Genomic DNA, 22,776 nt, shown 5'->3' on the forward strand with positions numbered 1-22,776 from the left:
ATGATGTGATTAAAGTCCAACACTTAAACCTACATTAAAGGATCGAGGTACGGGATAACTACCCATATCAATTCCATAATTCAGGTTATTGTTGTCAACTTTACCCAATTCAGGATCAAATCCATCGTAATTCGTAATTGTGAACAGATTACGTGCACTTACATACACGCGGAGCTCACGCACACCAATGGAGCTTGAAAGATCCTGTGAGAGGTTATATCCAAGCTGAATGTTCTTCAGCCTGAGATATGATCCATCTTGCACATAACGGTCAGAAATTCTGGCATTATCATTGGGGTCGTTCCAGGTCATACGCGGCATATCATTACTTGTACCGGGTCCGGTCCATCTATCAAGGGCGCCGGCCATTTTATTACCGATATGTGATCCGTTCAGCAGGCGATATCCCATGGTATTGATCAGCTTATTCCCGTACACCCCGCTGAAGAGCATTCTCAGATCGAAGTTTTTGTAGGAGAAGTTCGCTGTAATTCCAAATTGAAAATCGGGAATCGGGCTGCCAAGATAGGTTCGGTCACTGTCATTAATCACGCCATCACCATTTGTATCCACAAAACGGATGTCGCCCGGTGCTGCACCCGGTTGGGTAGCATGGTTGTCAATATCCTGCTGTGTTTGGAACAAACCATCTGTTTTATATCCGTAAAACTCACCGACGGACCGGCCTTCTTCGGTTCGTGTAAGACGAACAGATTCACGGTATAAAATGGGGGAGGGGATAGGAAGTCCGCCCCCAAGGTCAAGCACTTCGTTTTTAACTGTCGCGAAGTTACCGCCAATTTTGTAGTAAAAATCGCCTACTGAATTTTGGTGCATCAGGGAAATTTCAAGTCCCCTGTTTTCAACCTCGCCTGCATTTTGGTAAGGAGCTTCTGTGATACCAGAACTACTTGGTATTGGCACAGGCACCAACATATCAGTGGTATTTTTGATGTAATAATCTACCGTAAAGTTGATTTTTTCCCTCATCATCGCCAGGTCAATACCAATATTGGTCTGGGTGGTTGTTTCCCATTTCACATCTTCGTTGGGAACACTGTTCGGAGCTACGCCGGGCACGATTTCCTGACCGTTTCCTAACACATAGTATTGAGAAAGGTTGAGGCGCGTGGCGTAGTTGTAATTTCCAATTTGGGAATTACCGGATTTACCCCAGCTTACACGAAGTTTCAAATCATCAATGGCATCCACATCAGACAAAAACTTCTCTTGAGACAATCTCCAACCGGCAGAGAATGAAGGGAAAACACCATATCGGTTTCCTTCACCAAATTTTGAAGAACCGTCTACCCGGATATTTCCTGTGAATAGATATTTACCCTGGTAAGCATAATTTACCCGGCCGAAATATCCGATCATTCCTTCTTCTTCAACATATTCAGATAAACTGTTGATTTGATCGGCAGCACTAATCACTCTCACATTTTCGCTGATAAAACCCTGGGCGGAAGCATCCAGTGATTCATACCTGGACTCGCTAACTGAGAAACCAGCCAACAAATCTAATTCATGATCTTGCTGAATAATCGTTTCATACGTTGCCGTAGTTTGACTTGTCCAGCCATAGCTATTGCTTTCAGCCCGGTACAACTGGGCAATGGAGTTGGAAGTAATTCCCCAGCGATAGGTTGGGTTAAATTCAAAATAGCTTCCATCTGTATAATCAACGCCCAATTCGGACTTAATTACAAGATTTTCAAGTGGTGTAAGTTGGACATAAGCGCGGTTTACAACATTTGAAATTTGATTTTTTACATCATTAATGGTCGCCAATCCAACCGGATTCGGACCTTGACCGCTACCTTCAAAATCACCCTGCGGCCCGGCAAATTGTCCATTTCTGTAAACCGGTACTGTGGGAGACATTTCCAGCGCACCAACAATACGGTTATCTGTTGCAAACGGATAATCTTCCGGAATAGCAGATTGAGTGGTTCGGGCTAATGAAAGTCTGTTTCCAATTTTGAAATAGTCGTTGATTTTATAATCGGCATTGGCCTGGATGGATCCTCGTTCAAAACCGCTTCCAACGAGAACACCTTCTTGTTCATAAAAACCACCTGAAACAAAATATTGCAGATCTTCCGTACCTCCGGAAGCCGACAAATTATATTGCTGAAGAGCGGCATTTCTGGAAAGTTCATCCTGCCAGTTCGTGCCTTTTCCTAAAGAAGATGGATTATCCCAATACGTTTCTAATCCTGAAGCAGCACGCGCCTCATTTTGCAATGTGGCATATTCTTCGGCATTCAACACATCCACAGTATTAGAAAGCTGCTGAATTCCGTAGGTCATATCAAAATCGATTTGAGGCCGGCCTACTCTTCCTCCTTTCGTGGTAACCAATACCACACCATTTGCACCATTGGCCCCATAAATGGCTGCCGCTGACGCATCCTTCAAAATTTCAATAGACTTGATATTTTGTGGATTTATGGAGTTAAGATCGCCTCCGGGAATGCCATCAATGACGTATAGTGGACTACTATTCCCAATGGTACCGATTCCACGGACATCCACAGAAATACCAGCTCCGGGCGCACCACTGTTCTCGGTAACGTTAACACCGGCCACACGGCCCTGCATTGCCTGATTTATATTGGTCGTGGTCTGTTGCGCAATTTCATCTGCAGGTACAGAAGAAATTGCCGAGGTTACTTCAACCCTTCTCTGGGTACCGTAACCAACTACAATCAGTTCTTCCAAACTCCCGATATCTTCTTCGAGGGTTACATCCAATACTTCAGAGGAGCCTACTTCAACTTCCAAAGATTTGTATCCTACAGAAGAAAAGACCAAAATGGCGTTCGGATCAGAAACGTTAAGGCTAAAATTGCCATCCATATCGGTAGCCGTTCCTGAAAGCGTACCCTTTATGACAATGTTTACTCCGGGGAGTGTTTCTCCGGTTTCTGCGGAACTAACTGTTCCTCTAATAGTTCGCTGTTGAGCATATATCGACGTTGCAAAAAACAACACTAAAAAAAAGCTATACCCTAACTTTTTAAGCCAGGACTGTACTTGTTTCTCCATATTTACACCTTAATGATTAGTAAGAATTTCAGCTAAGCAAATTGTATTCTTATACGTGTAAATAAGCTAAAAAAAAGTATAAAAACAAGGTTTAAAAATTTTTATTCTTTCGTTTTATATCGTATTAGCTATTTTTTCCTATTTATTTTGAAGCTTTTAAATAAAGTATTTTTAATACCTTATTTTAAATCATTGTTTTTAAAATAAGATGGATGAATGATCTTAGAAGCTAATAATAAAAAAGAAAAGCATCGATTTTTTCTAAAAACAGGATGGAATTGAAATTTTTTTAAAGCATCAAAATATAAATGAAGCTGATAGCGGGGTAATCAGAAATGAATCTTAAGAAACATTCTTTTTTATTTTCCAGCGGATATCCCACGTAATACAACTATCGGGCTCTATATAGGTGGCTAATCCAGCCTTATGCGCATCGTCGAGCTTACTGGTCAGGCCTGCAATGGGCTCAAATGCGCACTCACATCTTCTATGACCTTCTTCATTTGGATATCCCCAGTTATCCCACCAGATACCAATGGATGAAAAGTACTCTTGAGGAAAAGACATCTCTACGCACACGCCGTTTTTATACTTCCATTGCACTTTGTTGTCATCAGGTTGTACCAGGTAAAGCATTCTTGCGTGACCTTTTCCCACAGAAAACAGGAAATCTCTCAGATCTTCTGAACTTTTTAATTTTAACTCACCTTCGCTCTCATCAACAACAGACTTGAAACCGGGTAACTTTACATCGGCAATTTCTTCAATATTCAGCAAGGGGTGCATTACATGTTGAAAGGGAAGCCATTCATTACCATGATTATTGACTTCAAATGACCATCTCAACTCGTTTTCACCAAAAAACAGCTCTCTTTTAAATGTAACCGGCAATGCCTGGCTTTTAACTGAAAAAGTCAGTTGACCGGTTTTTTGTTCAACCTCCCACGGCAGCCAGCACAACTCTCCATGATCAGGAACTACCCACTCTTTACCGGGATATCCACACCTTTCTACCGAAGGAAAACAGTCGTCATACCCGTAAACAGGTCTCGTTTCAAATTTTCCAAAATCCTGGCTGGGAGGAGTAAACCGTGAAGGCTCGCGGGTTAAAAGATCAAATCTGTTAAAGCATAAACGCTTTATTCGTCCGCCGTCTTTTAAATCGTAGTCAACCAGCCAATCTCCAAAAATTTCTGATTTATTCATTGGCTACACTGGTAATACTTTTAAGCAAAGCGATTCAATAATCGGAATTCGTGAAAAGCAGGTAACTCCAACTATATTGATTAGAAAAGCCAATCAGTTTCAGCGCTATCACTGAAACTGATTGGAAAAAGATGATTCTATTTATGAAAGAAAAGTTGTATTGCCGCCTCTTACTAACTCGATGTCCATATTTGGCTCGTTTGTTTTCCAGGCACCGCCCGTAAAGTCAGGGAAGTAAGCGGGCGTTGCTTCATTGGCAACGGACCATTCACTTAACATAACCACCGAACTCCAGGAAGCTGCGTCATATACATCCATATCCAAAGGAATTCCATTCCTGAGGCAGTCAATCAGCCGCCATGTCATCAAGGCGTCCATTCCACCATGGCCACCCACTTTTTGGGCCAATTCTCCTACCCTTTTAATAATCTCAGGCTTGTATTTTTCCATCACTGCATCAAATTCCTCTTGCTCGAGCCATCCTTCGTGGCTTTTTGCAATGCGTGGTTCGGGATATTCTCGAGCCACACCTTCGGTACCACTCAGCAAATGAATTCGTGAGTAAACCCGTGGTGAAGAAACATCATGCTGTAACATGATAGTTCGTCCATTAAATGTTTTAATGATACTCGTATTCATATTGCCGCGGAACTCATTATCCACAAAATCTTCAAAAAATGGATCCGACTCGGCTAACTCGCGGGTCTTTTTCTGCATCATAAAATCTCCGCTGGAAACAGAAACCATATACTTCATCTGGTCGCCATAGTTAATTCCCATGCTTTGCGCCACACTTCCCAATCCATGCATTGGATAGAGATTTCCGTTTCTTGCAGCATTTTCGCGGAAGCGCCACATATCATAATAGTTACCTCTGGTAAAATTATGCGTCATCAGTTGATGGATGTACGCTCCTTCTCCATGAATGAGTTCACCAAAGTATCCTTCCCTTGCCATATTCAGAGTTATCATTTCAAACTCGCCATAGCAGGCATTTTCCATCATAAAACAATGTTTTTTGGTTCGCTCAGATGTTTCTACGAGCGCCCAACACTGCTCCAGGCTTTGTGCGGCGGGAATTTCGGTAGCTGTGTGTTTGCCATTTTCCATAGCGTAGAGACAGATGGGGGCGTGTAAGTGCCATGGAGTGGCATTTACAACCAAATCAATATCATCCCTTTCACACAATTCCTTCCATGCATCTTTACCGTCTGTATATGTATCTACAGGTTCATCGAAATCTTCAAGCATACGATTGATGGCTTCCGGATCAATATCACAAATGGCCTTAATTTCTACACCTTCAATTCTTTTTAGCCTTCTCACATGGCCGCTTCCCCTGCTTCCAACTCCTATAAAACCAACCCGAACCACATCAAGTGCAGGAGCAGCATAATTATGCATGTTGAATCTTTGCTGATGGCCTTCTTTTAAGAATTGAGTACCAGAATTGTTTTCTGATTTAGACCCGAGTGCCCCGATCCCGGTAAAACCAAGTGTGGCAAGTCCGCTTTTTTTTATGAAATCTCGACGATTTAAACCCATTATCTTTAAATTTTAATGATGGTTAAAGTTGACAAATTTTATACCGGATTTCTTTTTACTGAAACCCGGTAATTTTTTCTGATCCATTCGAACAATTCTTCAGGATCCATTTCAGGAAAAATTAATACCCTAACTCTTCAGGAAGGAAGATGGGTTTGTTGCTCATCCATTTTCCTCTGGTAAAATCAGGGAAATCGACCAGCTCGCCGCCTTTTGCAATCGACTCTTCAGACAAAGCCACGATGGCTGCACTTGCCACAGCTGAGTACACATCAATTGGCGGATTTACTTTTTGCTTGATTGACTGTACAAATGCATTTCTGACAAACCAATCTTTACCGCCATGACCGGCTCCTTCAGCCTCGGCTTCATGTTTTTTCCAGACGGATGAATCAAATTCATCCTGGTAAGGCTGGAAATCGTCCCATCGGTGTTCACGCGACCGTCCTTCTATATATATCCTGTCGGCTTCAACCTGCCATAAACCATTGGTTCCCTGAACCCTGAAAGCCTTGTTGTTATCGCCCCGCGGGAGAGTTGTATCATTTATAACGAATACCGTTTCACCCCTTGCAGTGGTAATATTTACAGTTACGATATCACCTTTTTTAAAGTCTGCATCTTTATAAGGATGGTTTTCATCACCATACTTATCAATGTATTTCTCCAAACCTACAGACTTGCTTGCAAACGCAGACAGTGTCATATACCTGTTGCCACGATAGATATCCAGCCAATGACCAATTGCACCTGTACCATGATCAGGATAGAGAAGGGCATTCTTATTCATATTATGAAGTGTTCTCCAATCCGACGTATCATTTCTTTCCGGACCCGGGCCAAATCTGGCATTTTCCCGAAACAGAACACCATATAAATTATGCTGATATCCGCCCTGGCAGTGAACCAACTCCCCAAACATTCCTTCCCGAACCATATTCAGAACAGCCATAACATCCCGCTGGTAACAGGTGTTATGCAAAGGCATCAGCGGAACTCCTGTTTCTTCATAGGTATTTACCAAATCCCAACACCCCTGAATAGAAATGGCGGAAGGAATTTCCACAGCCACATACTTGCCGGCTTTCATTCCTGCAATGCTCTGCTCCACGTGATAATCCCACGGAGTGGCGATGACGATTCCATCCAGATCATCCCGTTCAACTAAATTCAGGTAGTCTTCAGGGCCATTTGTATAAAGTTCCGGCGCTGCTTTTCCGGCATCAGTCACGAATTTTTGAGCTCTTCGCGCATTTTCTTCATCAATATCACAGATAGCCGGGATTTCTACGTCTGGCCTAGTTGCAAATCCTCGTACATGCCCCCCTCCCCGAGAACCCGTTCCTATAAATCCAAGCCTTACTTTACGATCATCTGCTCCTTTTAAAATACTGTAAGGCATTACTGAAAGCCCGACACCCGCCATTGCACTGGTCTGTAAAAACTGTTTCCTATTCATGTGTATCCATATGATTTGTGAAAATAAAAATTACATCTATATATAGATGTGAGGCAAAAACTACCACCTGCTGGGAGAATTTCATTATTAAAAACAAATATAACAAAAGAATAATAAGTTGAATTAGTAAAAAATAGTAAATAAAGAAAGTTTTAAAAATTATTTTTAATTGGCATTCATCGTTTTTTTGGTTTTTATTTAAAGAAACAAAACAGCCGTGTATTTCACTCAAAAAACAAATAAACTGCTATAAGTCTCTTTCTATCAACAGCCAAGTAGAATCAGACGGCTTAATTTCTTAATTACTAATTGAGATATTGAAAAGGAAAAAGAAAAAAAGACCTTTTAAAAACCACTATTTCAAAGTTTTTATAATTGTAATTTTTTTTATTCTTATTATTTAATTGTTTTTATATTTCATTTAGTGTTTTTTAGATTACAAAAAATTTCAAATTATACTAATAAACCATTAAGTGGGCTTTCAAAATATCTAATGATATACGTTGTGTCCCTCTTTCTACCAATTATTTACTTAGCATGGATTTAGAAAAAATCAATACAACCGTTCATACAAGAAAGGAAATTGAGGGTCAGCCTGATCTTTGGGTTGAGACCATCAATTCATTAAAAGATGATCACCGGATACGGGAATTCCTGACATCACTTTTTAAAAAGGAATCGCTGGATATCGTTCTTACAGGTGCCGGTAGTTCCGCTTTTATTGGTGAAACGGTAGAATCATCTTTTCATCTGGGTTCAAACATTCATGCCAGGGCTATATCTACCACCACTCTTGTTACACATTTTGAGGATAATATTAATAAGGACAAACCTCTTCTTCTTATTTCTTTTGCAAGATCTGGTAATAGTCCGGAAAGTAACGCCGTTGTTAATATTGCAGAAAAACTTTGCAAGGATGTACATCATATAGCCATTACATGTAATAAAAATGGTCTTCTTGCTGAAAGAATTGATGAACTGGAAAACGGACTCGCCATCGTGCTGCCTCCTCTGTCGGAAGACCAGGGATTGGCTATGACTGGCAGTTTTACCTCTATGGTATTATCAGCTTTAATTATAGCAGCTGATCAGGGCGATAAGGAAAAACAAGTATCCGTTATTAATGACATTGCAGCAGCGGCCAAGAAAACAATAGAAGAATGTACGCCCGGCCTGGAAGAACTCTCTTTCAGACCTTTCGACCGAATTGTCTTTTTAGGGTCCGGCCCTCTATTGGGAATTGCTAGAGAATCTCATCTCAAAGTACAAGAACTCTCCGATGGCAGTATTTGCGGAAAGTTCGATTCTTTCCTGGGATTTCGTCACGGTCCTAAAGCCGTTGTAAATGAAGAAACAGTTATTGTGTTTCTCTTTTCCACGGATGAAAAAGTTTTCAAATATGAAAAGGACCTGGCTGAACAAATTCTTCAGGACGATATTGCCATGCATTGCATCGGTGTATTTTGTGATGAAGAACAGGCTAAAGGGTTGGAAATGGATCAAAAAATCATTTTCCCTCTTAGCGACCAGGCGAAGAAATCTGCTTTTAATACGGTTTTATATGTAGTTCCGGCGCAAATTCTTGGTTTTTATAAGTCACTTGATTTAGGACTTAATCCAGATTCTCCTTCTAAAAACAATGTTATTTCACGCGTAGTACGCGGTGTTAAAATTTACGATTAGCAAAAATTGTCATATTTAAAAAACTATCAGTATGCAACTTCCTGCTTTAAAGAAGATTATTACCTATTTCGTTAATGAAGAACAAATAAACAAAACTCTCCTTGCAGTTTGCCCAAACTCCGAATCCGTAACACGGGCGGCGCTTTTGGCAGCAAAGGAAGCAAATGCTCCGATGCTCTTCGCTGCAACACTCAACCAGGTTGATCGCGATGGAGGGTATACCGGATGGACGCCTTCTGAACTAACTGATTTTATCTCCAGGGAAACAGATCGAATTGGCCTTGAATCGCCGGTTTATACATGCCTGGATCATGGCGGTCCATGGCTGAAGGATAAACACACCTCAGAAAAGCTCAGCTTCGAAGAAACAATGGCTGAAGTAAAAATCACCCTCGAAGCATGTATCGATGCAGGGTATGAACTTCTCCATATCGATCCCACTGTGGATATTCGATTAGGCAACGACGATCCGATTCCTATAGATCTTGTTGTGGAACGCACATTGGATATGATTGAACACGCTGAGACTTATCGAAAGAATAACAATCTGCCTCCCATTAGTTATGAAGTTGGAACCGAAGAGGTTCACGGCGGACTCGCAAATATGGAAAGTTTTGACCAATTCCTGACCAGTCTCGATGAAGGATTGAAAGAAAAAGGCCTTGAAGATGCATGGCCATGCTTTGTAGTTGGAAAAGTGGGAACCGACCTCCACACAAGCCTGTTTGATCCTGAAGTGGCTAAGAATTTAACATCAAAAGTAAAACCCTACGGCGCTCTGATAAAAGGCCACTATTCGGATTATGTAGACAATCCCGAAGATTATCCATTAAGTGGAATGGGTGGCGCGAATGTAGGCCCTGAGTATACAGAAGAAGAGTTTATCGCTCTTATGGAGCTCGTAAAGCTGGAACAAAAAATCGGGAAGGATTCCGGTTTGACAGATGCTTTGAAAAATGCCGTTATAGACAGTAACCGATGGCAAAAATGGCTTTCTAAAGAGGAAAAAGGAAAAGACTTCGAAGATCTTTCCGATAAACGCCAACTTTGGTTGATGCGAACCTGTAGCCGATATATTTGGACATCAGAAAATGTTCAGGAAAGCCGAAAGAAATTATATGCAAACCTGGAAGGTGTTCGGGATGCAGATGCCTTTGTTATTTGGCATCTTAAGAAATCCATCATGAAATATTATCACAATTTTAATTTGATTAATTTCTCATCCGATCATCCAGAGTTAGTGCAGTAGATTAATCGTTTCAAAAAATACTTGTTTATGTCTGAAGGAAAAACAAACGACATAATGGTCATCGGAGAATTGAACGTTGACCTGATTTTCAACCAGTTGAATAAAGCCCCTGAATTTGGTAAAGAACAGCGGGCGGACCAAATGACTCTCACACTGGGCAGTTCTTCTGCTATTTTTGCTTCTAACTGTTCCAGTCTTGGCTCAAACGTAGCCTTTTGCGGAAAAGTAGGCGGAGATAGCTTTGGCGATTTTGTGATGAAATCCCTTAATCAAAAAAATGTCAACGCAGATAATGTCTTTACTGAGCAAGATTTGAAAACCGGAGCAACGGTTATTTTCAACCACGAGGGTGACCGAATGATGGTTACCCACCCCGGTGCAATGGAACATATGACGGTGGATGAAATTCCGGATGAGCTTTTTAAAAAGAGCCGTCATCTGCATACATCAGCCATTTTCTTCCAACCGGGTATCAAAAAAGACCTGGTGAAAATGTTTTCAAAAGCCAAGGAGTTTGGGTTAACCACCTCTATGGATACCCAATGGGATCCCGAAGAAAAATGGGAAATCGACATTGAAAAAATCCTTCCTGTTCTCGATTTCTTCCTTCCGAATGAGGATGAATTAGTTGCCCTCACCGGAAGTTCGAATCTGGATGAAGCCCTGGAAAAAATAGACGGCTTTGATACATGTGTAATCGTGAAGCGCGGTACCAAAGGTGCCTTAATGCAAAAAAATGGCGAGAAGACAAGTATTAATGCGTACCAGGTAGATGATTTTGTGGATGCAATTGGTGCCGGCGATAGCTTTGATGCCGGGTTTATCTCATCATTTCTGAAAGGCAAAAGCCTGGATGAATCGCTGAAGATGGGAAATCTTACGGCAGCGGTTTCTACAACGGCTGCGGGAGGAACAACCGCTATAAAAAGTTTTGACAAAGTAATTGAGAAAGGGAAATCACTTGAACTCTCTTCATCATGACACTGCAAGAAAAATTCAATGAGCTTGAGCAGAAAAATTCTGCATTGCTGGCTACAAATTTCTACAATTTTGAAACAGTAACAGGCATTTTACAAGCTGTAAAAACCTTGGGGATGCCGATTATACTGCAAGCCAGCCCAAGCACCATTGACTATCTTGGAGTGAATATGACCGTAGCTTTGGCGCGGTCATCTTTAGAAAAGCATGAAGTAGAAGGTTGGTTACACCTGGATCACGCTCATTCTTTTTCCCTGATTCAGCAATGTCTGGATGCCGGATTTGACTCTGTGATGATTGATGCCAGCGAAAAATCCTTTGAAGAAAATGTTGAAATCACTTCAAAAGTAACAGAGCTTGCCAAAAATTACGGCGCAAATGTTGAAGCCGAATTGGGGTACGTTGCCAAACTGGGCCAAGCTCAGCAAAAAGAAGACGGCTTCACCAAACCGGAAGAAGCCAAAAAATTTGAAGAACAGACTGGAATCAACGCTCTTGCCGTAGCTATTGGCTCAGCTCACGGTTTTTATACATCTGAGCCAAAGCTGGACTTAGACAGGCTTCAGGAAATTGATAATGTAACGGAATGTGCACTTGTATTGCACGGCGGATCGGGGATCCCCAAAAATCAAGTTCAGGAAGGCATTCGGAGAGGAATACGCAAGATCAATGTGGCTACTGAAATCAAAGATATTTTTATGAGTACGCTACAAGCCGATCTCAGAGATAATGATGAGATTGATCTTCGAAAAGTGTTTCCGCCAGCTATTCATAAAGTAGACGAACTGGTTCAGTCTAAATTGATGATTATTAAAAGTTTACATAATTAAGCAGTAAGAATAATCTTACAAATTACATATTAACAACCAATAACCGGGATTCTATGAAATCAAAAATTTGGCTTGTCTTTGCTTTAGTTACAACAATCTTTTGGGGCGTTTGGGGGGCTTTTATTGAAATTACCGAACAAGCGGGGTTCCCGGCTACTCTTGGGTATGTTGTTTGGTCTTTGACAATGATACCTCCGGCTTTAATTGCCCTTAAACTTGTAAATTGGAAAATTGAGAAAGATACGCGATCTATCTTGTTGGGATCCGCTATTGGATTTCTCGGGGCCGGCGGTCAGCTTATTCTCTTTCATGGGGTGAGCATCGGCCCGGCATATATCATATTTCCAATCATTGCTCTTTCGCCCGTAATCACAGTTCTTCTATCCATTTTGATTTTGAAGGAGAAAACAAACGGTACCGGATGGATGGGCATTGTTTTGGCATTAATTGCCATTCCGTTGCTTTCTTATCAGCCGCCGGACAATACAGCTGTAGAAGGATATGTATGGTTAGTACTGGCGCTTGGTGTATTTTTTGCCTGGGGTTTACAAGGGTTTTTTATGAAATTTGCGAATGAAACCATGAGTGCCGAAAGCATCTTTTTCTATATGGCTGTAACCGGGATCCTTCTCTCGCCATTTGCAATTTATATGACTGACTTTAGCCAGGAAATAAATTGGGGATTCAAGGGGCCGTATTTGGCTGCGCTTATCCAGGTTTTAAATTCTATTGGTGCCCTTTGCCTGGTCTATGCCTATCGATATGGAAAAGCCATCGTGGTATCTCCGCTTACAAATGCCATTGCCCCGGTCATCACTATTGTGATTTCATTGGTTATTTATGCAGTTTTTCCTCACACTGTAACATTGATCGGGATGATTCTTGCAATTGCGTCCACATTCCTGTTGGCAATTGTTGAAGAAAGTACCGAGCAGGCAGAAGAAATCGACAACAAATTTGAAGACGTAGCAGCAGAATAAAATGAGTCCGAGTGGTGAAAGTTTATACAATGAGATTCCAAAAATTGATGCTCATATTCATCAAAATGTAAAACGATCCGCTCTGCTTGATATAGCCAAGAAAGAGGGATTCCGGCTGTTATCCATTAACACGGAAATCCCGGATTTTCCTCAGCCAAATGAGCAGCAGAATATTGTTTTAGACTGCAAATCTGAAAATCCTGACCGAATCAATTTCATTACCACATTTACTACTGAAAATTGGGGTGAAACCGGTTGGCAGGATCAAGCCATCGAACAAATACAAGAAGGCCGTAAGAACGGCGCTGTGGCCGTAAAGATTTGGAAGAATATTGGCATGGATCTGCAAGACAAAGATGGAAATTTTGTGATGGCAGATCACAAGGCTTTTAACCCAATCTATGAGTATTTGGTGAAGGAGGAAATTCCTCTGGCCGCACATTTGGGTGAGCCAAAAAACTGCTGGCTGCCGGTTGAAGAGATGACCGTGGATAGCGATAGAGACTACTTCTCAAAAAATCCACAGTATCACATGTTTCTTCATAAAGAATTTCCTTCCTACCAGGATCAAATTCAGGCAAGAGACAACGTCTTGGAAAAACATCCCGACCTAAAATTTATCGGCTTGCACCTGGCCAGCCTGGAATGGAGTGTACGAAAAGTTGGAAGTTGGCTGAATCGCTTTCCAAATGCGGTTGTTGACCTGGCAGAGCGGGTATGCCACTTGCAATACCAAGCCATTGATCACCAGAGCAAAGTAAAAGAGTTCGTGGAAACACATCAGGATCGAATTATTTACGGTTCCGATCAAATTGATGACGGTTTGATGGCTGCTAGTGATATTCAAAACCTGATCCGGAGTAAATGGACAAACGAATTTGAGTTTTTTGCATCGGGAACGGTTCAATCTGCATGGAATGTTAGCCAACCATTCAAAGGTTTGGGGTTAAAGAAAGAAATTCTGGAAAAAATATTTCATGACAACGCAATTCGTTATTATCCCCGTTTGGAAATAAAAAATTAAGCTATCTAATACTTCAACAATTATGCTATTATCTTCTGTTGATTGGCTGATTATCGCCGTTTATATGCTTTTCTCACTTGCTATCGGATTCTGGGTGATGAAACAGGCCGGTAAAGACTCAACAGAATTTTTCGCCGCAGGAAAAAATATGCCGTGGTGGTTGTTGGGGATCTCCATGGTGGCAACTACATTTTCAACCGATACGCCAAACCTTGTGACAGATCTGGTTCGGCAAAATGGAGTTGCCGGAAACTGGACATGGTGGGCTTTTCTTTTAACCGGAATGCTGACCGTATTTGTATATGCAAACCTCTGGCGACGATCAGGTATCTTAACAGATGTTGAATTCTATGAACTGCGATACAGCGGTAAATCAGCAGCTTTTTTACGCGGATTCAGAGCAGTCTATCTTGGCTTGATTTTTAATGTGATTATCATGGCTACCGTCTCATTGGCGGCCATAAAAATCGGAAGTGTTTTAATGGGAATCACTCCCTTCCAAACAATTCTGATTGCAGGAATTGTCACCGTAATTTATAGTGCACTTGGCGGCCTTCGCGGCGTTTTGATTACCGATTTCTTCCAGTTTTTTCTTTCGATTCTTGGTGGACTCGTGGCAGCGTATGTAGCCCTGGATCATCCGGATGTAGGTGGACTAAGCGGACTCTTATCTCATGAGGCGGTTATTCCGAGACTTAATATCTTGCCCGATTTTTCAGATCATTCCCAACTCCTTTCACTGCTGATTATCCCTTTGGCGGTTCAATGGTGGAGTGTTTACTATCCCGGCGCAGAGCCCGGAGGAGGCGGTTATGTAGCTCAAAGAATGTTTGCCGCTAAAAATGAAGATCATTCAATTGGATCCGTTTTTCTGTTTAATGCTTTGCACTATGCGCTTCGTCCGTGGCCGTGGATTATTGTTGCGCTCTGTTCAATCATCGTATTTCCGGACTTGGATTCTATTCGACAGACATTTCCCCAAGCCGCTTCTGTGGTTGACCATGACATGGGATACCCGGCGATGCTCACATTTCTTCCGGCCGGTTGGATGGGATTGGTTATCGCAGCGTTGATTGCAGCGTACATGTCTACTATTTCAACACATCTGAACTGGGGATCATCCTACCTGGTAAACGATGTTTATAAACGATTTTTGAAACCCGAAAGCTCCGAAAAAGAGCTCGTGAACATGGGACGGATTATAACTGTAATCCTGATGATATTTGCCGGATGGCTTGCATTAATGATGCAATCCGCACTCGACAACTTCCAGATCATTCTGCAGATTGGAGCCGGAACCGGATTGATCTTTATTCTCCGGTGGTTCTGGTGGAGAATCAATGCCTGGAGTGAAATTGCAGCAATGATTGTTTCATTTTTGATTGCCCTCTATTTCAGATTTTTACATCCATCAACTGGATTACCAACCCTGTCAAGCTCCGAAGAATTGCTGATTGGAGTGGGAATCACAACCTTGGTTTGGCTGATTGTTGCATATACAACCCAACCAGCCAATACCGAAACATTGATCAATTTCTGTAAGCTGATCCGTCCAGGCGGGCCCGGATGGAAGAAGGTCCGTAATCTTGCAAAAGAACGGGGAATTGCAATGAGTGAAATCGAAGATGAAGCTTGGCGTGTACCCCAGGGAATCCTCTGTATGATTCTTGGTTGTATTGTGATCTACGGAATTCTCTTCGCCACCGGTTATTGGATTTATGGCCAAACTCTGTTAGCCCTGTCACTGACAATATTTATCACCATCTGTGGCTGGCTTTTGGTTCGGGAGTGGAAGAAATTGGTTGCTTTATCACCAAAATCAAAAGAATTGCATTCTGAAGAGTAGATATAATTACTGTCTTTGTTCGGGAAGTAGTTCTTCTTCAAAATCCGAGTCATTGACCCAACCCGTGTTCAACTCTTCTCCGCTCATAAACCGCTGGTAAAAATTCCTGCCGCCTGGATCCATATAGGGATAAGCATCAAACACATATCCATTTCCGAGTATTCGTGGATCGCCCTGATCTTTTAGTTTTTGATAGAGTTCTCTCTTCAGGTCATTCTTAAGATCCGCATAGCCTGGATCTCCGGCGAGGTTATGCATGCAGTCCGGATCGTGTTCAAGATTATAAAGTTCTTCGGCAGGTCGACGGCCAAAATTCATTCTCCAAAAGTGATACATCCCATTGGTTGTTCGGGTATTCAGAATAAATGTTTTTGTGGGACTCCCATCTGTATTCAAATAACCCGTTTCAGGATTTCCAACAGGCCATCGGTCATTTTCAAAATTATGCAGATAGAGAAATCCGCCTTTGATAATTCCACGAATCGGATATCCCCAATCATACGGCCTCCCGATATCATGGCGTTCTTTTCCTAACAGTACATAATTTCTCTCGGGATCAATCTGTCCCTCTTCATCAGAAAACAGAATATCAGTAAAACTCTTTCCCGTTATCGGTTCCATTCCGGTTTGATTGGTTTTAAGTCCCGCAAGTTCAAGAAATGTGGGGGCAAAATCAGTAAAGCTGATAAAATCATCTACAATTCTCCCGGGATTTTGTATTCCATCGGGCCACATGATTGCAAGCGGCAGATGTGCCGATCGTTCATACACCTGCCCTTTTATCCTCGGAAATGGCATCCCGTTATCGGATGTAACGACCACAATCGTGGTTTCAAGTTCTCCCTTTTCATCAAGAAGCTGTAGCATCCTTCCAAGATGCTGATCGAAATATTCGATTTCAAAAGCGTAGTCCAGCAAATCCGTCCTGATGGAATCACTATCCGGCCAGAAAGTCGGAATTTCATCGATATCGGAAAGTTTTTTTCCGAATTTTTCAATGCCGGATCGATATTCATAAACTCTGTGAGGCTCATGTCCTCCAAACCAAAATGAGAATGGCTGATGATCAGGACGCGAATCCAGGAAGGCTTCGAAGTTAGCTGCGTAATCGGTTGAACTTATCGCGGAGGTCGGAGCTGTCGTTTTAATTTGATTAAAAGGCTTTCCTGCCAAGTGACGTGGCTCCCCATTCTCTGTTTCTGCAATACCGGGAGCCCATCCCTTTCCTGTACTTCCTACAAAATACCCATGCTCTGCAAGGACATCGGTAAAAACTTTAAACTTCTGAGGGAATTTAGGCCAGTGATTGGCAGCTTCTTCCAATTGCCATGAATTTCGGCCCGTCAAAATAACGGATCGTGAAGGCGCACATTTCGGATTTGGAGTGTAAGCCCGTGTAAACAGAATGCCTTCATCCGCAACGCGATCAAAAGCGGGAGTTTTGATCCAATCGGTTCCATAAGCAGATGCATGGGGAAATGACTGATCATCACTGATCGCAAAAAGTATATTGGGGCGTTCATTATTTTGAGCTATCACGCCGGATAAAGCCGGAAGGAATAAAATCAGCAGAAAAAAAAGAAGGTGTAAGAGTCCATTCGTTTTTCTAATCATATTCCTTCCCAACAACTCAAACTTTCTCTTGAATTTAGACTTTAATCACGTCAATATTTCTTCTGAGTAACTCTTTTTCAAACTCTGCGGAGATATTTGTATCGGTAATAAGTTTACTAATTACATCCACATCACAAATGTATGAAAAACTGTGTCGTCCAAATTTACTTGAATCTGTGATGGCGATCACCTCCTGCGCTCGCTCAACCATAATTCTGTTTAATTGAGCTTCCATCGGGTTGGGTGTTGTTAGTCCAAAATTAATATCAAGCCCGTCAACTCCTAAAAAAAGTTTATCGAAATAGTAATTACTGATTGTTGCTTCAGCTTCCGGCCCGACTAATGAAAAAGACTCGCGCCGTAGTAAACCACCGGTCAACATTACGCTAACGGAATCATAACTACCCAGTTTCAGCGAAAGATTAATGGCATTGGTCATCACGGTCAGATTCTTCTTGTCATTCAATCGCTGAGCGATTTCCATTGCTGTCGTTCCGGAATCCAGTAAAATTGAATCGCCATCATTAACAAGTTCAACTGCCTTTGCGCCAATTCTTTGTTTCTCGTCCTGATATCGTTGTTGTTTCTCTTCGAGGCTGGGATCTTCATAAACACTTTTTCTGAGAAGAGCACCACCATGCGTTCTGTGTACAATTCCTTTCTTTTCTAGGAAATCAAGATCATTTCGAATCGTAACACTCGATACGTCAAATTTCTTGCTTAAACTATCAACCCTGACCTTCCCATCTTTTTGGACAATTTGGATGATACTATCTCTTCGTTCAACTGTAGATCTCATATAAGTATTAATTTTTAGTTATGAATAGAATCGAAGGAGAAAAACAAACTAAAAAAATATTTAACGCAGTTTATTTTCAGAATCTTGTTATTCCTTGCTGAAGCTATATATTTACACTTTTAAATGAAAGAAAAGAACTATTTAATTAGCAAATAAAAAGACGCAAGAAAATATATTTTTACCAGCTGCAATTCCTTATCACCCTTGTGTATATCTCTTGCTGAAGTAAATTATTCGATTTGTAAAGTGACCCCGGAGAGGCTCGAACTCTCGACCCGCTGATTAAGAGTCAGCTGCTCTGCCAACTGAGCTACGGAGTCAAGTTTGTATAGGAAAATTACGAAAATCTTGTATCAAGTTGAAGATGGATACATCGAGAGTTCAACGGTTGTTCCGCGATTAATCTCCGATTCTATCACGAATTTTCCGTTAAATATTTTACAAACGTGATACGCTTTTGTTAGCCCGAATCCCTCGCCCATCGAACGAATATCTTTTACGTTAGATCCCCGGTGTTTGAATTTCACCACACTGGCAATTTCATCTTCTGGAATTCCCATTCCCTCGTCAATGACTACAAGTTTAATCCCATTATTTTCTAATTGGGTTAGTTGAATGATAATCTCAGATCCGGGCTTTGAGTATTTCCTGGAATTGGCTGCCAAATCCCGAATAACATCATGAATAATTACCGGCGCGTGCAAACTTTCAGGATTCGCTGCGATATCGAACCTGATCAAAAACCCATTCGGCCCGGGTATTTCAGGAGGGTATACAATTTGAAATCGCTGACGGCTAACCTTTTCAACCACCTTAAAAAAAGATCTCAATTTTGATCGAATCTCTTCCACCGGAATATTCTGCCATTCCAACCGGTCACGCCTGAATTCATCCAGCCGAACAATAGCCACGTGTATAATATCCAGAAGAATGTCTACCTGATCTCTATATGCTTTATGCTTTTTTGCGAAACTCTTCAAATCAGCAACAAAATCCAGGAAGCTCTCTTCGATTTCATCGCGGTTTTGCTCCAGCTTTCTCTCTCCCAGGGTAATCAACAAATCGACCACAAAATCCCTGTAGCCGTTTAGTTTGTCATCATCAACTTTATTGAGAAAAGCATTCAGTTCATGTTGTAAAACATTGAGCAGGTTTAATAGTGAATGGTGGTCCAACAATACTTCTTTAGATACCGAAAGATCCAGATTGAGATCTATCTCTTTTTGCATAAAATTCTTCCCCAAATCTTAAAGCCACGTTTTCCCAGGTAGTTATTTTTCGTCGCATCAATATAGTATGTTATCCGAAGTAAGTCCTGTTTTTATGTTAGAAAAATCTAACTCCATCGATCTGAATTCCTATATTCAATGTCATATGAAATTTCAGATAAATACCCCGGCGAAAAGGTTTCTTTTACCTTCAATCCTGATTGCTTTTTTACTTGCAGTTCCGGGATATGCACAGGTTATAACGGATGTTCCCCCGAATGAAAGAAACACTCGTTTTCTGGATGATTCTTCTATTATATCAATGCGGCCGGGTCTTTCTATTTCCGGATTTTCAAGGGAAGGATCCGGGGGATTGGGCCTTCAGCAAATCTTGAATCTCGCTTTTGAATCGAATAGCAATTCCGAATATCAAACTGTCTCGCAAATTCTGGATAAAGCGAAGGAATCTTTCTCCCTGAATCCACAACCAGCCCAGGTTGAAACCACTACAAATATCCTGCAGTACCTGGCTTTTGAAGCACTCGCCTCTTTGATACTCGAACAAAACGGTGTGAATTCGCAACAGTCGATAAATAACGGATTGAATATTCGGGAGCATTCGGATGTAATGGATGAACTTAAGAATGCCTTGGCAACCCTGACTGCAAATGACAAACTCGTCACAAAACTGCCGGGAGAAACGCCATTTGATGAGTACCTCGACGCTCTTCGATCTTATAATAATACGGCACGTGCCATTGACCTGTATCTGGCTATTGAAAATGCCTATGCCTATTTCAACCTGGATGAAAGCCCGCTTTTAAATGAAGGAGAAAAACGGGCGCTGATGAATCAGTTCCGGGCCGATATCGATATTCTTTACAATGACGGACTGAAAAGAGTGTATGAACTTGGCGGAAGTTCCGCCACTGAAGATGTACTGGAAGCGGGAAATCGTCCCCTGAAAGGATATTTCGCACTCGGTTATGCATCCATGAGTGCACAGGCAGATCAAAATTCCGAGAGAGAAATATTAGACGGTTATATTGATCTGGCAATAGCTCTTGCCAGTGAACCTGCAGATGAAGATGAGCGGCAAAATTACTGGATGTATCAAACCGGGAATGGCCAGAGATTTTGGGCAGAAGGCCCTTATTATCTTGATTTTACTTTGAAAGATGCGATCATTTTCTGGCACGCCTTTCGGAACAACCAGGATTTAGAACCTTCTTTTGATCCTTTTTTCAATGATTGGCTTCTCAATCCCGCACGGTGGCTCGCAGATATCTCTACACCGGATGGTTCCGTTCCTCCACTTGATGATAGCAATAAAAAACCGATACAATCCGCAAACCTTTTGCGCTGGTCCGGTGAATACGGAGATGAAGAAATCGGCAGAATATTTACTTCTGTTTATGATAAAGTCTCTGATTATCATGGAATGACTCAACTGGAAGATCAATATTTTCTGGTTGAAGTGGCCATTCCTTTTCATAATAGTGGCGGAATAGAAGTTCAGCCTCTTACAAATCCGAATGAACAGCAATTAATCAGCCGAACTACTGATTCCAGAGATGGAAAACTCTACATCTCCCTGACTGGAGAAAAAGGCGAGTCTGTTACAAACGGCGAAGGTCATGAGCAGCCTGATCAACTTCAGCTTTTGTTTTACCGTGACCAATATTCATTCCTGACCGATCCTGGATACGATTCGGGCAGTCCTCAAACCAACAGCACCTGGAATGGATATGTAAACACCAACACCATGCAGTACGATGCGTCTGAAATTCAAACATCCTTTGATTTTGTAACCAAGCAGAACGAAGGCGGACTGGAGAGCCCTTATGCTTCCTTTTTTCTGCTGAGAAAAGTGAGTATACACAACGAAGCTGAACTATTTTATGAAGAACCGGCACCCTCTGTTGAAATTCTTTCGGGCAGGGTTCAACTGAACTATCAAAATCCATTGCCGGCTGAGTCCATTTATCATCGAACGGTTCTTGTAGTAAAAGGTGGATCTCCCTATCTGATTGACATTAACGACATAACTGCAGAAACCGGCAGGAATGATTTTGTGATGCGCTATTATGGGAACAGCAATCAGTCAAATACACAAGACGGTTGGTTCTTTTGGGATCATTCAACCCGGTCATTTACAAGCCCGGATGATCGGCTGTTTCTTTACACCGTTCCGCTTATCGGGAATTTCGTTGAAGAAAATCAATCCATAGAAATCCAGGAGTACGAAAACCGGAACTCCGACGGCGATAAAAATCCATACCCGATTATCAGAAAATCATATATCAGCACAGAAGAAACGGATCGTTTTGCAACTGCCGCTATTTTAAAGGTTGATGATTCCATTCCATCCTCAGAACCTCAGTTTATATCCGATTCTCAAAATCTAAGTTTTATGGTACATCCGTTGGATTCGGAAACGATTGATCTGTTTGTGTTTGCCACTCAGTCGGTGAATCGAAAACGGACTCTTAGTATTCGTTCGGGGCCACTCGAAGAACTGGACTTCTCATTCCCCGCAAATGAAACCATCGGTTTTTCAAGATTGAATCAATCCGGAAATTCCTGGTCTCAGGATGATGAATATACTGTAAATCTAAGTGCCGTTACGGCTCCCGATGCGCCCACAAATCTCACAGTATCCATTGAAAGCGGCGCTTCAGGTCCCGCCGCCATTCTTAATTGGGATGAACCCGCTGAGAACAGCGTAAAATTTTATGAAGTCTGGAAACAAACCCGCGACAAAACTGATCTGGCCGAGGGTCCCGCTGCGTTAATTGCCACTCCAACCACAAACACTTATTCTGATATTTCCATCACAAACCTGCCGCCCGGAGAATTCGAACAACGATGGTTTGTAAAAGCTGTGAACAGTGATTCTCTCGTTTCCGAACCATCCAACACCACAGACTGGATGTTTATTGATACGTCTTCACCTCCGGATGAATTCGCTCTTTTTAATCCCTTCCCAAATCCCATGCGGCAAACCGGTAAAATAAAATACCAGCTTGCTGAACAGGCAAATGTAACTTTGCAAATTTTTGATCTGCTTGGGCGACCGGTAAAAACAATCCTCAGCGAAACTCAAACTGCCGGAATCTATACAAACGAATGGGATTCAAATGGCATGGCAGCTGGTATCTACATTTTGCAGTTGAAAGCTGAGCCTGGCTCAGGAACACCTTTTCAAAAGAGTGTGAAGGTGAGTGTGATTAAGTGATGATATTTTGCTTATTATCAAATCTTGCCAACAAAATTAAAACTATTCCAGAAAAGATCTTTT

Annotated in this window: 15 protein-coding genes and 1 tRNA gene; 8 read left to right on the plus strand and 8 right to left on the minus strand. The window is 41.8% G+C overall.

The genetic code is table 11. The features are described 5' to 3' along the window. Nucleotides 1–9: 9 nt before the first annotated feature. From L0B18_RS01330 to L0B18_RS01345, 4 genes are all read right to left on the minus strand, one after another. Nucleotides 10–3,054 (minus strand): SusC/RagA family TonB-linked outer membrane protein, encoded by a 3,045-nt coding sequence (locus L0B18_RS01330; RefSeq protein ID WP_234567315.1) that lies wholly within the window; start codon nt 3,052–3,054, stop codon nt 10–12. Nucleotides 3,055–3,396: 342 nt separating this feature from the next. Continuing rightward, nucleotides 3,397–4,260, minus strand: a complete 864-nt coding sequence (locus L0B18_RS01335) for a hypothetical protein (RefSeq protein ID WP_234567316.1) — start codon at nt 4,258–4,260, stop codon at nt 3,397–3,399. Nucleotides 4,261–4,401: 141 nt separating this feature from the next. Then, complete coding sequence (locus tag L0B18_RS01340) at nt 4,402–5,805, minus strand: Gfo/Idh/MocA family protein (RefSeq protein WP_234567317.1); 1,404 nt, start codon at nt 5,803–5,805, stop codon at nt 4,402–4,404. Between the two features lie 121 nt (nt 5,806–5,926). Next, nucleotides 5,927–7,264 (minus strand): Gfo/Idh/MocA family protein, encoded by a 1,338-nt coding sequence (locus L0B18_RS01345; protein ID WP_234567318.1) that lies wholly within the window; start codon nt 7,262–7,264, stop codon nt 5,927–5,929. A 537-nt stretch (nt 7,265–7,801) separates the two neighbouring features. Here L0B18_RS01345 and L0B18_RS01350 point away from each other — a divergent pair. From L0B18_RS01350 to L0B18_RS01380, 7 genes are read left to right on the plus strand one after another with little or no spacing between them, the layout of a single operon-like run. Continuing rightward, a complete protein-coding gene (locus L0B18_RS01350) occupies nt 7,802–8,947 on the plus strand; it encodes an SIS domain-containing protein (RefSeq protein WP_234567319.1) in 1,146 nt (381 codons plus the stop codon). A gap of 31 nt (nt 8,948–8,978) precedes the next feature. Continuing rightward, on the plus strand, nt 8,979–10,196 hold the full coding sequence (locus L0B18_RS01355) for a class II D-tagatose-bisphosphate aldolase non-catalytic subunit (protein ID WP_234567320.1): 1,218 nt from the start codon (nt 8,979–8,981) through the stop codon (nt 10,194–10,196). Nucleotides 10,197–10,223: 27 nt separating this feature from the next. Further along, the gene (locus L0B18_RS01360; protein ID WP_234567321.1) at nt 10,224–11,177 is read left to right on the plus strand and encodes a carbohydrate kinase family protein; all 954 of its coding nucleotides are present in this window, start codon (nt 10,224–10,226) and stop codon (nt 11,175–11,177) included. After that, a complete protein-coding gene (locus tag L0B18_RS01365; protein ID WP_234567322.1) occupies nt 11,174–12,004 on the plus strand; it encodes a class II fructose-bisphosphate aldolase in 831 nt (276 codons plus the stop codon). The genes L0B18_RS01360 and L0B18_RS01365 overlap by 4 nt, the downstream gene beginning before the upstream one ends. Before the next feature lie 53 nt (nt 12,005–12,057). Beyond that, nucleotides 12,058–12,984 (plus strand): DMT family transporter, encoded by a 927-nt coding sequence (locus L0B18_RS01370; protein ID WP_234567324.1) that lies wholly within the window; start codon nt 12,058–12,060, stop codon nt 12,982–12,984. Between the two features lies 1 nt (nt 12,985). Continuing rightward, nucleotides 12,986–14,008 carry an amidohydrolase family protein gene (locus tag L0B18_RS01375; protein WP_234567326.1) on the plus strand — a complete coding sequence of 341 codons (1,023 nt, stop codon included), beginning with the start codon at nt 12,986–12,988 and terminating at the stop codon, nt 14,006–14,008. A 22-nt stretch (nt 14,009–14,030) separates the two neighbouring features. Further along, on the plus strand, nt 14,031–15,854 hold the full coding sequence (locus L0B18_RS01380) for a sodium:solute symporter family protein (protein WP_234567327.1): 1,824 nt from the start codon (nt 14,031–14,033) through the stop codon (nt 15,852–15,854). A gap of 6 nt (nt 15,855–15,860) precedes the next feature. Here L0B18_RS01380 and L0B18_RS01385 read toward each other — a convergent pair whose 3' ends face one another. The 4 genes from L0B18_RS01385 to L0B18_RS01400 all read right to left on the minus strand — a co-directional run bounded on the left by L0B18_RS01385 (nt 15,861) and on the right by L0B18_RS01400 (nt 19,496). Further along, nucleotides 15,861–17,468 carry a sulfatase family protein gene (locus L0B18_RS01385; protein WP_234567328.1) on the minus strand — a complete coding sequence of 536 codons (1,608 nt, stop codon included), beginning with the start codon at nt 17,466–17,468 and terminating at the stop codon, nt 15,861–15,863. A 34-nt stretch (nt 17,469–17,502) separates the two neighbouring features. Then, complete coding sequence (gene agaR / locus L0B18_RS01390; RefSeq protein WP_234567329.1) at nt 17,503–18,267, minus strand: transcriptional repressor AgaR; 765 nt, start codon at nt 18,265–18,267, stop codon at nt 17,503–17,505. 247 nt (nt 18,268–18,514) lie between these two features. Beyond that, a tRNA-Lys gene (locus tag L0B18_RS01395) sits at nt 18,515–18,587 on the minus strand. A 33-nt stretch (nt 18,588–18,620) separates the two neighbouring features. Next, the gene (locus L0B18_RS01400) at nt 18,621–19,496 is read right to left on the minus strand and encodes a sensor histidine kinase (RefSeq protein ID WP_234567330.1); all 876 of its coding nucleotides are present in this window, start codon (nt 19,494–19,496) and stop codon (nt 18,621–18,623) included. Nucleotides 19,497–19,641: 145 nt separating this feature from the next. Between L0B18_RS01400 and L0B18_RS01405 the strand changes: the two genes are divergently transcribed. Continuing rightward, nucleotides 19,642–22,713 (plus strand): T9SS type A sorting domain-containing protein, encoded by a 3,072-nt coding sequence (locus L0B18_RS01405; protein WP_234567331.1) that lies wholly within the window; start codon nt 19,642–19,644, stop codon nt 22,711–22,713. Nucleotides 22,714–22,776 lie beyond the last annotated feature (63 nt).

Source organism: Rhodohalobacter sp. 614A (assembly GCF_021462415.1).
Lineage (GTDB): Bacteria > Bacteroidota > Rhodothermia > Balneolales > Balneolaceae > Rhodohalobacter.